This is a genomic window from Anaerotruncus sp. G3(2012), from assembly GCF_000403395.2.
Classification (GTDB): Bacteria; Bacillota; Clostridia; order Oscillospirales; family Ruminococcaceae; genus Anaerotruncus.
Genome location: NZ_KE159658.1, coordinates 81114 through 94870, shown reverse-complemented (window position 1 = coordinate 94870; position 13757 = coordinate 81114). Strand labels below are relative to the sequence as shown.

Annotated in this window: 21 protein-coding genes; 6 read left to right on the top strand and 15 right to left on the bottom strand. The window is 51.3% G+C overall.

All coding sequences use genetic code 11. The features are described 5' to 3' along the window. Positions 1-545: 545 nt before the first annotated feature. The 13 genes from C814_RS10365 to C814_RS10310 all read right to left on the bottom strand — a co-directional run bounded on the left by C814_RS10365 (position 546) and on the right by C814_RS10310 (position 8582). Positions 546-917 carry a hypothetical protein gene (locus tag C814_RS10365; RefSeq protein ID WP_016317763.1) on the bottom strand — a complete coding sequence of 124 codons (372 nt, stop codon included), beginning with the start codon at positions 915-917 and terminating at the stop codon, positions 546-548. A gap of 167 nt (positions 918-1084) precedes the next feature. Then, a complete protein-coding gene (locus C814_RS10360) occupies positions 1085-3502 on the bottom strand; it encodes a phage/plasmid primase, P4 family (protein ID WP_016317762.1) in 2418 nt (805 codons plus the stop codon). Continuing rightward, positions 3495-3776: an AbrB/MazE/SpoVT family DNA-binding domain-containing protein gene (locus C814_RS10355; RefSeq protein WP_016317761.1), complete on the bottom strand. Its 282-nt coding sequence runs from the start codon at positions 3774-3776 to the stop codon at positions 3495-3497. The genes C814_RS10360 and C814_RS10355 overlap by 8 nt, the downstream gene beginning before the upstream one ends. Positions 3777-3792: 16 nt before the next feature. Continuing rightward, positions 3793-4827 (bottom strand): DUF3102 domain-containing protein, encoded by a 1035-nt coding sequence (locus C814_RS22155; protein WP_016317760.1) that lies wholly within the window; start codon positions 4825-4827, stop codon positions 3793-3795. Further along, positions 4814-5599 (bottom strand): ParA family protein, encoded by a 786-nt coding sequence (locus C814_RS10350; protein ID WP_016317759.1) that lies wholly within the window; start codon positions 5597-5599, stop codon positions 4814-4816. Before C814_RS10350 ends, C814_RS22155 begins: the two co-directional genes overlap by 14 nt. A gap of 10 nt (positions 5600-5609) precedes the next feature. Next, positions 5610-6029, bottom strand: coding sequence for a single-stranded DNA-binding protein (locus tag C814_RS10345; RefSeq protein WP_016317758.1), 420 nt, complete (start codon positions 6027-6029; stop codon positions 5610-5612). Beyond that, positions 6014-6430 (bottom strand): hypothetical protein, encoded by a 417-nt coding sequence (locus tag C814_RS10340; RefSeq protein ID WP_016317757.1) that lies wholly within the window; start codon positions 6428-6430, stop codon positions 6014-6016. Before C814_RS10340 ends, C814_RS10345 begins: the two co-directional genes overlap by 16 nt. Positions 6431-6440: 10 nt before the next feature. Continuing rightward, complete coding sequence (locus C814_RS10335; RefSeq protein ID WP_016317756.1) at positions 6441-6668, bottom strand: hypothetical protein; 228 nt, start codon at positions 6666-6668, stop codon at positions 6441-6443. A gap of 53 nt (positions 6669-6721) precedes the next feature. Then, positions 6722-7183, bottom strand: a complete 462-nt coding sequence (locus C814_RS10330; protein WP_016317755.1) for a hypothetical protein — start codon at positions 7181-7183, stop codon at positions 6722-6724. 3 nt (positions 7184-7186) lie between these two features. Continuing rightward, on the bottom strand, positions 7187-7441 hold the full coding sequence (locus tag C814_RS10325; RefSeq protein WP_016317754.1) for a hypothetical protein: 255 nt from the start codon (positions 7439-7441) through the stop codon (positions 7187-7189). Between the two features lie 372 nt (positions 7442-7813). Further along, a complete protein-coding gene (locus C814_RS10320; protein WP_016317752.1) occupies positions 7814-8083 on the bottom strand; it encodes a hypothetical protein in 270 nt (89 codons plus the stop codon). Further along, entirely contained in the window at positions 8080-8364 is a 285-nt protein-coding gene (locus tag C814_RS10315) for a hypothetical protein (RefSeq protein ID WP_016317751.1), read from the bottom strand. The genes C814_RS10320 and C814_RS10315 overlap by 4 nt, the downstream gene beginning before the upstream one ends. After that, positions 8361-8582 carry a hypothetical protein gene (locus C814_RS10310; RefSeq protein ID WP_016317750.1) on the bottom strand — a complete coding sequence of 74 codons (222 nt, stop codon included), beginning with the start codon at positions 8580-8582 and terminating at the stop codon, positions 8361-8363. Before C814_RS10310 ends, C814_RS10315 begins: the two co-directional genes overlap by 4 nt. Positions 8583-8903: 321 nt before the next feature. Between C814_RS10310 and C814_RS10305 the strand changes: the two genes are divergently transcribed. Beyond that, positions 8904-9257, top strand: coding sequence for a hypothetical protein (locus C814_RS10305; RefSeq protein WP_016317749.1), 354 nt, complete (start codon positions 8904-8906; stop codon positions 9255-9257). A 370-nt stretch (positions 9258-9627) separates the two neighbouring features. Here the strand turns inward: C814_RS10305 and C814_RS23505 are convergent, their stop codons facing one another. Then, entirely contained in the window at positions 9628-9792 is a 165-nt protein-coding gene (locus C814_RS23505) for a hypothetical protein (RefSeq protein WP_016317748.1), read from the bottom strand. Between the two features lie 130 nt (positions 9793-9922). Here C814_RS23505 and C814_RS0104145 point away from each other — a divergent pair, with 130 nt between their 5' ends. Then, positions 9923-10294, top strand: coding sequence for a helix-turn-helix domain-containing protein (locus tag C814_RS0104145; protein WP_022788304.1), 372 nt, complete (start codon positions 9923-9925; stop codon positions 10292-10294). Positions 10295-10381: 87 nt separating this feature from the next. On the opposite strand, the gene C814_RS10300 is transcribed toward C814_RS0104145, so the two are convergent. After that, positions 10382-10591 (bottom strand): helix-turn-helix domain-containing protein, encoded by a 210-nt coding sequence (locus tag C814_RS10300; RefSeq protein WP_016317747.1) that lies wholly within the window; start codon positions 10589-10591, stop codon positions 10382-10384. 175 nt (positions 10592-10766) lie between these two features. Between C814_RS10300 and C814_RS22150 the strand changes: the two genes are divergently transcribed. The 4 genes from C814_RS22150 to C814_RS10280 are packed head-to-tail and all read left to right on the top strand — an operon-like array spanning position 10767 to position 12892. Further along, positions 10767-11228, top strand: a complete 462-nt coding sequence (locus C814_RS22150) for a helix-turn-helix domain-containing protein (protein ID WP_022788303.1) — start codon at positions 10767-10769, stop codon at positions 11226-11228. Positions 11229-11245: 17 nt separating this feature from the next. After that, complete coding sequence (locus C814_RS10290; protein ID WP_016317746.1) at positions 11246-11512, top strand: DUF4160 domain-containing protein; 267 nt, start codon at positions 11246-11248, stop codon at positions 11510-11512. Between the two features lie 12 nt (positions 11513-11524). Further along, entirely contained in the window at positions 11525-11767 is a 243-nt protein-coding gene (locus C814_RS10285) for a DUF2442 domain-containing protein (RefSeq protein WP_016317745.1), read from the top strand. 21 nt (positions 11768-11788) lie between these two features. After that, positions 11789-12892, top strand: coding sequence for a tyrosine-type recombinase/integrase (locus C814_RS10280; RefSeq protein ID WP_016317744.1), 1104 nt, complete (start codon positions 11789-11791; stop codon positions 12890-12892). The last annotated feature ends 865 nt before the right edge of the window (positions 12893-13757 follow it).

The window sequence follows — 13757 nt, the reverse complement described above, 5'->3', positions numbered from 1 at the left end:
TACAGCTCCGCTTTCTCCGTCATAGCCCCCTCCCTCTGCTTCGTCATTTTGACAGGATTTTTCCGGCATCCTGCTCCGGCTGCCTGGAAATCCCGTCATTCTGCACAATCCCCTGCGCCCATACCCGCGCTCCGGCAACCTGCACAAGATTTCTGACGATCTGGGCAGGATTGGAAAATCAAAAGATCAAACCGGATTTTTCGGGTTTTACGGAGCTTTTTTTCGCGCTCAACGGACCCGCGCACAAGCCGCCCCGTCAGGAGTACCTTTGCCCGGCGGGCCGCGCAGACTGCGAAGCCCGGATCAAAAGCCCTGCCATGCAGGGCCGCCCAGCCGCCTCTGCGTGGACGCTGTGGAGCCGCTTCCGGCAGCGCATTGCCCCGCTTGATTTTGCGCCGGGGATTTGATTTGCGTACAAAAAAAGAGACGCACCCTTTCGGGTACATCTCTACAGGTTTATTATACGTCAAGAATGGTGCCCTTTTCAAGGTGAACTTTTATCACTTTTTATCACAAAAAGTCACTAACTCAAAAAAGTTTTTTGCTTACAGCTCGAGCATATCCAGCGCCTGGGCCTTCAGGTTCACTACATACCGTCTGGACCACCCCTTCTGCCTGCAAAAGTCCTCAACCGAATCCCCTGCCAGATAGAGCGCTTCGAGCACCTCTCTGTATTTCTCGTTGTTCATCCCGCCTATGGCCCGCATCAGATCCCCCCGAAGTTCCTGCACCTGACAGGTCAGCTCCTCGCACTCGGCGCGGATATGCAGCGCGGCCACCTTGACCTGGTTTTTCCCGCCCGGATCGCTCCCTTCGGCGATCGACTCCCAGCGCGCCGCCTCCTCGCATTTCCGTTCGAGCCTTGCCAGCGCGAGCAGATACCTCTGCGCCCGGCGCTGCTTCTCTTTTCTATTCATTCTTTTCTCCTTTTTCCCTTTTTTAAAAATAAATATAAAAGATCAATAATAGATATGGTGTATCCTTGGATGGTACATATGGTAGATATGGAGTCAATGCTAAGAAGTTCCCTAAGGAAACATAGGGGAAAGTTTACGCAACCGCCTGCAATCCGCCATATCCGCCATCAGCCGGTGGGGGATTGCGGGGCCATCGCGAGGTATTCGCGCCCAATCGCGGAAAACTCCACATCCAGAAACTCCGAAAAGCGCATGGTTTTTCGCCGAAAAAACCGATGGTTGTCCACCAGCTCGGTCGAAAACTTCTTCTGTCCCAGCGGATACCGCTCCCCATTCTCTTCCGCCCACGCCCGGTAGACCGCGTAGATACGGTGGCTCGGCAGCGCACTCCCCTGTGTGCGCACCAGACAGTCGTCTATAAACTCCTTGACCCGATCCATCTCGTTGCGGTAGTCCTCGTTGGCGCTATCCACCCGCAGGCACTGCGGCATCCCGTACCGGTACCAGTCGATTGCCCCCTGTACCGCCCAGCGGAAGATGCCCGGCCGCTCCGCGGCCAGCCGGTCCCCGAGGTCCCGGTCCTGCTTTTCCGGCGGGAACTGCGCTGTGAACGGGATCAGCCGCACCCGCCGCCAGATTCCCTGGTCGCTGCCGGTAATCACCGGCTTGGCGTTGGTGCTCATCACCACCTTGAATTCCGGTTTATAGTCGAACGACGCCTTATAGAGCAGCCGCGCGGTCACCACATCCTCACCCGTGATCCGTTTGACCATCCCCTCTGCCAGACGGCAGCCTCCGTCCGGCTCCGAGGTGGTCAGCAGCCGCACGCTCTTCATCCGCGCCAGCTCGGCTGTAGAGGTGTTCGGGCTGCTGCGGTCCTTGACGATGATCGCTTCGGGCGGGCTGTTTTTGGTGTAATCCCCAAGCAGCGAGGTGACCGCCTCGACAAACCTGCTCTTGCCGTTGCCGCCCGAACCCCACAGGAAAAAGATGCACTGTTCGCGGGTCGAGGCAGTCAGGCAGTAGCCCACCATCCGCTGGAGGTAGAGCGCGAGGTCCACGTCCCCACAGGTGATCTCGTCCAGGAACTGCATCCAGCGGGGGCATTCCGCCGCCGGGTCATACTCCACCGCCGCGATCATCGAGAGCATATACTCCCGCTTGTGCGGCAGCAGCTCGCCGGTTTTGAGGTTGAGCACCCCGTTCTGTACGTTCAGCAGCGCCTGGTACAGGTCCAGCTCGCCCGGCAGCACAGGGATTCCCTCCAGCGGCTGCGCCTCCCGGATCATCGCTTCCTTGTATTTGCTGCTGCGGGTCTTGCGGACATGCTTGAGCAGGCCCCCGTCGTCATAGAGCGAGCGTGCCTCCTCTTCCATCCGCTCAAGCAGCGTATTCGCCCGCCGCTTGACCTCCCCTGTTTCATCCACCGCCCACCGCTTGCCGGTCCAGTACATCCAACGGCCATTGACATGGTCGTATCTGAGGTCCCGCCAGAAGGCATCCCGGAACCGATAGGCGTTGCCGGTGTCGTCCAGCGTATACCGCCCCGGGTCCGGCTTGACCTGTGCCGGTTGAGAGGGCTGCGCGCCCCCAGAAAGCGGCCCCTGCTTTCTCGAAGAAGATTCCGGGGGCGGTTCCTGAAGCGGCTTCTCGCCGCCTCTGGGCCGGTCATACGGGACAAACGTCCGGGTCGTCCCCTTGACCGCCGCGGCAATCGTCTTCTGGCCGTAGGTCTGCGCGCCCCGTTTCTCGTCCCACTTCTTGCGGTACAGCCCTGAAGCGCGGAACACCGCGTCCATTCGGGCGCTGTCCCGGTCAAACCAGAACGCTAGATGCCCACAGAATAACAGGTCCGCCTCGCTCTGGCTCTTGCCCGAAAGCTGCGGCAGGCTGCTCCAGTCCCCCGCGTAAAGCCGCCGGATGTCCTCCCCGGTGTCCTTGTTCCGAAATGCAATCTCAAGAATCTCCTGATCCGAAAGGTCACGGACCACCTGACGGGAATCCGGCGTCCTTGCTGCGCCAGGCTTTGGCGCGTCCAGCCTGGTCTGCTCGACCGGCTCGGGCGTCAGGTATTTCCGGTGGATTTCGTCCAGCTCCTTGGTGCAGTCCCGGAGCGGGTACGGCCTGCCGGACGGGTCGAGGTACGCAGATCCGGTTACCGTAAAATACCGCCCGGTATCGTACATCTCAAGTCCAAGCGAGCTGTCCCGCCTGCCCTCCCGGGCGGGCAGCCGACCCTTGCAGAGGATATGGATACCTGTGCCGGAGGGGGAAGTTTCGGTATAGCTGCGCATCGTCTCAACGATCTCCCGCGCGAATGCGCTTAGCTCCCCGCCGTCCACACAGTCGTCGATGTCAATGCCGCAGATTCCGTTTGCAAACTGGATGCCGATGCCGGTCGCGCCGTGTTCCTTCACCGCCCTGACCGCTTGTCCAAAGCTGGACCAGGTGGCCGGTTTGTTGCAGCTCGCCGGATGCAGGATGCCGCCTGCATCCGGACACGCGCACAGGGGGATCTTGCTGGGATACTTGTGGCAGACCCACTGGGAGAGCTGCTTCAGCTCCTCCGGTATGTACTCATACATGACGGACCGCAGCTGAAAGCTCCACGACCGCCTGCGCCAGATATGGCTGGGCCGGTCCGTCTATTGCTTTTAGGGCAGCTTTCGCATCCTCCAGCAGCTTCTCGACCGGATTAACGCATTGCGGCTGATATTTGCGCAGGACAATATTGCCCTTCTCATCCAGCCAGATTTCAATGGACGCGCCATTTTCCCAGCCATATGTATCCCTGATTCCCTTCGGGATTACCAATCGTCCCAGTTCATCCAGTTTGCGCACAATGCCCGTTGCTTTCATCTCTTTAACCTCCTGTTTATAGGTCCGGCGGCAGGTCTATCTCCTGATGCCCGATCAGCTGGTTGGTCAGCAGCCGGATTTCCTGCCGGATTTCGTCTATCTCTTCCGCCGCCTCTTTGAGCGCGTTCAATGCCAGCGTTCCTTCTGTACGGCTGAGGAGCGCGGTGAACTGTTCAAAGTCCGACCAGAGCGCTCCCACAAACCGTTCCTTTGCATCGTAGACTTCATTCGAGGCGTACGATGCGCGAGGCTGTACTGACTGCTGCCTGAGCTTCTGTTCCGCAGCTTCCGCCCGTCGGCGTTCGGCGGTGATCTGGCCGCAGTATTTCTGCTCGGCCTTTGCCTCTGCCTGCTGCCGCAGCTCTGCAATCTGTTCTTCACTGACTTCTGCCACCGCAACCTCAACCGGGCGGTGCTGAAGCTCTATGACCTGCCCTTGCAGGTCATCCACACAGTGCTGTGCCCGGTCCGCGCGCTTCTTCTGTTCCGACGCTTCCCTCTTGGCGATTTCCAGCTGTTCATCTGCTTTTTCTTTCGCGACAAGTGCGTTCATGTAGTTGTCATACTCCCGTTTGGCGCGGGCTTTCTGCTCTGCGGCCTCCTTGCGGGCCTGGTCCCGCTCGCGGATCGCCTGCTCCAGCTCGCGTTTGGACATCTCCTCCACCGTTTTGGGCACCCCGTTGACCAGGTGGCTTTCCGCCAAAAACGCTTCCCGATCCTCCTCCGGGACCTGTAAAAGCGCCAGCATCTTGGTGTAGCCCAAATCGGCAACCGGTTGCCGATTTCCGTATTCGGTTGCCAGCCGCATAAAGTTGCGGGCTGAACGCTCGCTGAAGTCCACTGCATCCCGCAGCCAGTCCGCCCATTCCCCATGCGGCAGGCGCTCCTTGGCTTCGATCAGCCGCTTGCCGATCTCAATGATATTCTGGACCGTCTGCGCCTTATAGAAATTGATCTCCACCGCAATCTGCTCCACAGTGCGCGGCCTGTCCACTGTTTCTGTGCTGGATTCCTTCGGGACCATCATCTCCCGGACGTTAAATTTCCCCATCTGCTCCCTCCTTTCTCTGCTCCAGATACTCCGCCACCAGCGCGACATAATCCTGCGCCGCTGTGCTGCGGGGCGCATGGACCAGCAGCGGTTTACCCTCGTAGGTCGTCTCAGTGACCTTGACGGTGCTCCGAATGCGAGTTTTGAAGATGGGATAATCCCCGGCGTCGTGCAGCCAAACGTCTCCACGCTGGTTGGCTTTATTGCGCTGGTACATGGTAAAAAAACAGCCCGCAAACCGCAGGCTGGGATTGCTCTCCCGGATTTCATCCACCTGCTCAACCAGCTCCGCGAGACCATCGAACGCGAACTGGTCAATCTTGACCGGTACGAGCACATCGTCTGCGGCCATAAGCGCATTGATGACGCCCACGTTGATGTCAGGGGCATTGTCGATCACGCAGAAGTCGTACGCATCCCGCACCGGGTCGAGCGCCCGTCGGAGCCGGTAGTCCCTGCCCCGGCTCATGTTGATGAGCAGCGAGCTGTTCGCCGAAAGCAGGGACATGTTTGCGGGGATCAGGTCGATCCCCGCGATCCCGGTCGGTCGGATCACCTGTCGGACGTCCAGCCCGGGTTGGGTGAGCAGCTCGGCGATGCCGGGCCGGTCATAGCTGTGCAGCCCCCAGAACTTGCTCGTGTTGCCCTGCTTGTCGTTGTCGATCATCAGGACGCGCTGATGGTGGACCGCAGCCAGCACATGGGCGATATTGATCGCACTGATTGTCTTGGCGACCCCGCCTTTCAGGTTGATGATGTCAATCACTCTCATGCTGCCACCTCTAAAACGGAAGATCGTCGCCTGGAGGCATCTCGGTGAAGTCTTCCTGCTCTGTCTGCTTGGGCGCTGGCGGTGCCTCCGGAAGCCCTTTGTCTGTCTTGCTGCCATCCCCGCAAAACCGCACGCTCTGGGCAATCACCTCATAGAGTTTTCGCTTGATCCCATTCTTGTCCGTATAGGTGCGGGTTTCAATCCGGCCGTCCACTAAGCACGGCTTGCCCTTGCAGAAATACTTGGCGACAAACTCCCCGAGTTCCCGCCAGGCAACGATGTTGAAAAAGTCCGCCTGGCGCTTGCCATCCTTGTCCGCGTACTGGCGATCCACTGCAATCGCGAAGGTCGCAGCACTGACCCCGCTGGGCGTCTGTCGAAGCTCCGGATCCGCCGCCAGACGCCCCATCATGATTACTTTTTGGTACACCCGTCTACCTCCTCCGAAACCGTTTTAGGACATACCGGTCTTGATGTATACGGCGGATGAGCAGGAGGTACACCGATGCATCTGCCGCCTACATACGATGGACAGGCGGTTGTCTGGTCGGTAAACGCCATTCTGACCTGTCCATCCACCGGGCAGCTGCCATCCGATACAGGTAGCGCGAGCACCTGCAAAATCAGCTGTAAATCATCCAAACCCAGGGACTTTCTTTCGATCAGGCTGCCGAGCTTCACCAGACCTTCCGGCGATCCAGCAGGGACGAACCGACGCCAGACCAATCCTTTCGCTGCCTTTGCCGCCGCCTCGTTCAGCTCCACCTGAAGCTGACGGGACTTCTCAAGTGAGTCTTCCAATTTCTGATCCTTTTTTCTCATAAACTTCATCTTAATCCTCCTATCGCCTTTCTTCATTCTCTGAATCCGACTTCCCACGCATAAAGCGTAAAAACGCCTGCTTGGGAATCTTAACCCGGGAGCCCACACAAATGACAGGGAACCCTAAACGCGCCGGATTCTGACGCGCCTCAAACCGAATAAAATTGGGATCGCAGCCGATGCATTGAGCCACTTCCGTGGCCAAAAGTGTCTCTCTCGGGATCGCTTCAACTTCTTCTAATGTCATGGGATCGCTCCTTTCTTCTCTTGCGAGGGGGCTTCTTGTTTAGCTTGCGAGACTTAATCTACCAACTCGTTAAAATCGGCGATCTTGCACCGTAATTCCGTATCCAGATGTATGTACTTTTGCTCGTGTATCTCCAGCACTTTATAGCCATGCTTTCTCAGCACCTTACACAGCGTGCTTTTTCCCGTCGGGCCTTGCCTTCCGCCGATGATGATATACCGCTGCTCCTTCTCCTGACTGCTCATTGAAAGGATCTCTCTGGCCGCATGAAGACCAAGCATTTCTGTCAGGTAAGCACGTAGCGAGATCCCAGAGGCGGCTTCCTGCCCTATGGTCAATTTGTCTTTTTCGAGCTGTTCGCTCATGGCTTTCCTGCTTTCCGGATAAAACCTGTGTACACTCTGGGCAATGAATTGCAGGCCGCGTTTCAGGTTTTCCTGCGCAAAGCGCGACGTTTCCACCCGAAGCGCCGTCTCTTTTCCATTCTCATTTTTAAAGCTTCCGCGATACTTCATTTTTTACTCCTTTCGTACCGTCAGCCGATCTATAAAGGCATCGGCAAAGGCATGCACAGCGGATCCGGGGGTCACGTAATGACCAACCAGTGCAAAAGGACCCTTGCTAAAGCCCCTGATGTAAACAGCATAGGCAGCAGGGCAGGTTGAGGAGCCATCCTCCACCAGCAGGCAGCTGTCGCCAAGCACCCCTACGACCCGGCATCCATCAGGCAGATAGTTTTCAAACCCTGGGATTCGCAGAGACAAACGCTCCATGTCTTTTCACTCCTTTTCGGTTATCGTTTTGAATGAGGGCCATACCAGATATAGAATAGGATCATGGTGGTGATATTACATACCGCTGTTATGGCACTAAAGATCGTTGCGATAATCTGTCCTTCCATCTTGCAGGCCTCCTTTTGACCGATCGTCGGATCCTTGGGCCAGATATTGACCTATGAGTTTTATTGCCTCCAGAATAATTTGATCTCTCTTTGCTTCAGGCAACTCATCGAGGTAAAGAAACAGCCTGCCTCCGCAGTGGCGGCAGTACCGATCCTCCGGATCGTATTGATAACCACACGCGAGACATCTTCCGTCCGAAGTTGCCATCAAAGGCCGACGCCCATCTGCATTTCCGCCCATAGCTTACAGAACAGACGCGATAGATTTTTGCTCACCGTTCCGAATGCCATCCCGAAATTCTTTTAATGCGGACAGGCGGTCTTCCAAGGTCCGAATCATCACTTCGATCTTTGCTTCCTTCGTCCGAACGCAGGTATCTATACGCTTTTGGGGTTTCTCCTTGGCAGCTGCCTTGGTAGGATAAATGCGGAGTGTCGGTACATCAGCCTGCATCTGCACCTCAATAGTAAGCGGCTCGACGTCCCCTTCTCTCGTTTCGATGATGATTTTCATAAGTTCCCTCCTTCAAAAAATTGGATCAGCGCATTGGGGTAGTCGGGATCGTAGTCCAACACCATCTTAAACTTTTTATGCTTTAGCTCAATGTTGATGAATTCGGGCATGGATAAAAGTTTTTTTAGGTATTCAGACTTGTCCCAATGCTGACGGAACTCCGCAACTTCCCTGCTTTCTGAATATCCAAAATGGCGCAACGTATCTTCGATAGGACCTTTTGCGTCATACCGCCTCATGATTTCTTCGAATTCTTCTGCGGTTAATTTTCCTGCGGTCATTTTGGCTGTTCCTCCTCGGTTAAACGTTCCACGTATTTATGATGCATAACGGCCATATCCCGGATGATCCCGTCACACACCCGCTCTTCGTCTTTGGTCAGCTTGCCGGGCTTCGGTTCGGCATCTACATCACGATAGATTTTCACGGTCCTAGCAATAGAGCCGTCCGGTGCGCGCAGACCGACTACGCCCGCCCAGACACGTCCTTTATGCTCCATCCTATTCCCCCCTTTCCGCCGCCCGCCGGGCGGCTTTTTACTTTTTAATGTTGATTAGGGGCTGTTTGAAAAATCGAAACAACCGTCTTTTTCTACAAGAAACGGCGTCTGCTGCGTCGAAAATGCTCGGAATACATAGAGTATTCCTGCGCTTTTCTCTTTGCAGCTGCTCATCCCTTGCGAAAAATCCGTCCGTTTCTCTATTTTCAAACAAGCCCTAGCTTCTCTTCCAAAAGGTCATCTATTGAACATTTTCGCCGATTCCTTCTTTTCGCTCGTTGCCCACTCATGCTATAATCAAAGCAGAAAGGGGGTGAAACTGTGGATTCCGAATTGTATTCCATGCTGAACCTGTACAAATCCAAAAATCGCGCATTGTCTGTGCAAGATGTTATGCTCCTTACGGATTCCACCGATACGGAGGTTTGTCCTCCTGTTAAAAATTTGTTTGATTCCGGCTATTTACACGTTGCCGGCGGATATGTTGCGGAGGACGGCTCTATTGCAGTAGATACCAAACTTCGCATTACATACGCCGGGGAATTGGCTTTGCGGGAAAATGTCCGGTCAAAAAAGCTGAATTTTTGGACTGAATTTCGCGCATGGGCTACGCTTGCAATCGCTTTGATTGCCCTAATTGTTTCTATCGCATCCGCATGGCTACAATCGAGATAATAATTGCGATAACACAAATCAGGCCTACAATCCACCAAACCACCTCATATGCTATGGGGTGGTTTTCTTTCAGCCAATGCCAAAACAAGAGTTTCACCCTCTTTCTGCGGCAGCTTGGTCCGTACAGTTCTGTCACCTACAGATTCTGTTTGTGGCTATTCCAACTTCGTGGTGGATAGGGCGTTTCAGGACACCCTATCGCACTGTTTTCCTTTTGCCGCTTTTTCGCCTTTTATGGAAGCCAAACCCCGCCCAATAATGTAACGGAACATCTCTGCTTGAGTGTCGTTGTAGAACTGTTCTTGCTTCAACTTATCAAGCACTGGTTCCCATTCCGGGGGTATTCCAACTTCGTGGTGGATAGGGCGTTTCAGGACGCCCTTTCACACCGCTTTTCCTTTGCCGCTTTTTCGTCCAGATGCAACTCCTTTCCCGCTTGCATTCCCGTAATAAAGACAAGAACTTTCAGCGCATCTTGTTTTGACAACCCGAGCAATTTTTGAATTGCGACTGCTTGTAATACCTGCTCACTCATATTCTCACCTCCAATCTCTTTTCTTTGTTGAACAAAGAATAACATAACTCAATTAAGTTGTCAAGATATTTTCTCTTGACTGAACAAAGTTTTTTTGCTATACTCTCCCCATAAGAAAGGGGGGCCTACAGTGGAACTCAAAGAACGTATCTCTGCAATCATCAAAGAAAATCACCTAAAGCAAAAGGAATTAGCCGCTTTAATGGGCGTTACGGAAAGTTATGTGTCCACATTGTTATCTGGACGAAATCGGAATATATCGGTATCTGTAGCCAATTTGATAGAAGAAAAACTCGGCTATAATGCACAGTGGCTTTTATCTGGTGATGAACCCAAATATAAGCAATTAAGCAAAAGTCCGAACCTTTCAGATATTCACAGGCAAGTCATTTTACAGTTGGAGAAAATGCCTGAAAGTGAGATTAGAGCTGTCCTTGCTTTCATCAATTCACTTGATGATATAGAAAAGTCATTCTCTGCTGATAATAAACCGGGGGAATAACCCCCCGGTTTGGAAGCGGTAAAAGAGGATTAATTTCGGGGCTATCCACCACAAAATTGGAAGAACCCTGTTTGTCCATTTTGTGGACTAACGGTGCAAAAAAAGCTGCATGAAATCCTCCGCCGTGTTTATTCCAAGACATTTCGTGATTTCTTCGATTTCATCAGCGCTAGGCGTTTGTATTCCGTTCAAAATACGGGATGATTTATTGCGTTTCCACCCAATAGCTTCCGAAAATTCGCCGATTGTCTTGTATTTTGATAACACAGCTCCCCGTAACGTCATTATATTGGCCATTATACCATCCTCCTTATCTGTCTATTTTGTGGACAATTTTATCATAGCAAATTTCTTCCTCTTTGTCAACTATTTTGTGGACATAAAGTTTATTTTTCTAAAAATCTGTTGATTTTGTGGACACCGCGTGTTATACTATGTTAGCATAGACTTAATGAAATGGGGGCCTTATTGCGTGAGTTTAACGAAGGTGTCAACATTCCAAGAACGCCTAAAAATTGCGTTGGGCGATATGACTGCTACTGATCTGGCTAAAAGGATAGGGCTATCAAAGCAAGCTGTAAGCACTTATATAACAGGTGTTCGAAGCCCTAAACAGCCCGTTATTCAGTCGTTGGCAAGCGCCTTGAACGTTAATGAAGCATGGTTGCTTGGGTATGATGTTCCACAAGAAAGAGGTAGCTTTGATTTATATATGGCATCTCAGGACATTCCCGATTATGTTAAATCTATATGTAAAACGGATAATGATGTAAAATCTTTTTTGCAAATCTTTTTTGCAAAAGATGAAGTTGATGTGCTCTACGATTATAGAGAGTTAAATAAACAGGGAAAAGAATATATCCGGCAAACAATGGGAATGGCAAAGGCCACATATAAAAAAGTCTCTCCTATTTCCAGCATGGAAGCTGGATGATGAAGGGGAGGATTAAAATGCCGACGTTGAGTGTGTTTTATGGCATCATTGTTCGGATGTATGCAGAGATTGGCGGACAGCATAACTGCCCCCACTTTCATGCAGAGTATCAGGGACAGAAAATCGTTGTTTCTCTTGATGGAGAAATATTAGAGGGATCGCTCCCCACTACAAAATTGCATATGCTGCTGGCATGGGCTGCTATCCATCAGGAAGATTTACTTGCAAATTGGCAGTTACTTTCTGCTGGCGAGCAGTCCTTCAAAATTGATCCCTTGCGTTGAAAGGAGCATTTTATGTTAAATTTTCCAAATGTGAAGCATGTTTCTCCATTGCCGGAACAGCGTATTGAGATTCAGTACGAAAACGGGGAAACTAAAATTTTTGATGTCTCCCCATATATCAAAGGGAGCTGGTACGGACAGCTTGCCAATCCCGATATATTTGCAACCGTCCATCCGGCCGGAGATACGGTCATGTGGAGAGATGGACAGGACATAGCCCCTCATGAATTATATGAACTTTCCACTCCTGCTTAAAGATGAAGAAGGAAACTTTAAATGATTTGTCGTAAATGCTCCGCTACAATCCCGGAAGAATCTAAATTCTGCAATTTATGTGGGTGGAACCAAAGCAAAGCTCCATCTGGCAAACGGACAAAAAGCCGAGGCAACGGTACGGGCTCTGTCTACCAGCTCCCTGATGGCCGGTGGAAGGTCGAAGTTGTGCAGGGCTGGATCCGAGATGAACATGGGCAGCGCTTAAAAAAGAAACGGCGGACGGGAGTATTTGACAGAAAAAAGGACGCCCTCGCCGCGATTGAATCACTGAAAAACAAAACTGACCATGTGAGCCTTTTGTTTCACGATCTTTATACGTTATGGTCAAAAAAGCACTATGCAAATTTAAGCAAATCCAAAGAAACAGCATATACCATAGCCTATAAAAAGTGTGATGCGTTATACTGGCTCAATATCCAAGACATCAAACTCTCTGATATGCAGTCCGTCGTAGATGAGCGGGGAAGTAGTTACTACACCAAAAAAGATATACGCGATCTATTAAGCCTGATGTGGCAATATGCCTGTCAAAATGACTATGTCACTAAAAATTATGCAGATTATATCGAGCTTCCACCACAAGCAAAATCCAACAAAGACGCTTTCACTTCCGAAGAAATCCAGAAATTATGGGATGATTACCATGCATCCCCAGCAGAGCATGCAGTTACCGGTTACATACTGACTATGATTTATACGGGCATGAGATACGGGGAAATCTCTAAAATCAGACTGGAGAATATCCATTTACAGGAACAGTACATGATTGGCGGCATAAAAACTGATGCAGGAAAGAACAGGGAAATCCTCATTTGCAATAAACTTGTGCCTGTGATTCAAGGCTTGATAGAGGGTAAAAAGAAAAAACTTTTGGAAATGAATGAGGATAATTTTCGTGCCCAGTATAAATCCACATTGGCCCGGGCAGGAGTTCGACCTCTCACACCTCACTGCTGCAGACACACTACCGCGACAGCATTAACGCTAGCTGGTATCCCGCCTGCGATCATCAAGGACATTATGGGACACGCAAATTTCTCAACAACAGTTGGGTATACCCATATAAAATTACAGGAAAAGCTCGAGGCCATCAACCAGATATGACTTAACAAGAGGAAATAAAAAATGCATTATTCCCATTCTATTCCCACTCGCTGTGGATAAACCGCTTTTATTTAAGCATTTTTTAGTCTTCTGCTAAGGGAGTAGGTCGGGAAACCGGCGCAAGGGTTCAAATCCCTTCATCTCCGCCACGATAAAAGCCGTTCAATTACGCCAATCAGCGCATTTGAGCGGCTTTCTGTTGCCTTTATTTTGTTTCCAAAATCATTTGATTTTACCTATTTTTTCGTATGGTTCCTCGCAGTAAATACACAGTAGATTTTAGCGTGCTAAAGTCAAGAGCTGCATGTTTTTCACAGCCACGATTCTCGTCTGCATGTCTCCGACCTGCGCATTCTGCATCTCCCGCATAGCTTCGCCAGTAGATTTCCGGCACACCCTTCTGGCACCTTCACCCTAATCCTCTATGGAGATTACTTTAGACAATGTCGAATCCAGCGCCGAAGTTGTAAAAGAAGTTTTTAAAATGTCGCGGGCGGGCATCACAGGACATCAAGTCGCTGAAACAAGCCTGATAAGAGGAAGAAAATCTATGGGTAGTGCCAAGTAAATACCTGGCACTGTTTTTTCACAAGCATCATTTTATCTGCCGGAAGAGCAGTCCACTATGCGGGCTGCTCTTTATTTTTACGAATTACGTCAGCTATATTATGTTCTATACGCATAATTTTTGCAGAAAAAACGACAAAATTCTACAATCGGAAGTCGATTTCCTGTATATTACATCCAATCTCCTTTATTTTTAGAAGCTGTATTCATAAGCGTTTAAGCAAGGTATGGAAATGAGAAATTTTGACGATAGTCTCAGCAGATGAGACGGATATCTCATAATCTTTACTGAGACGTC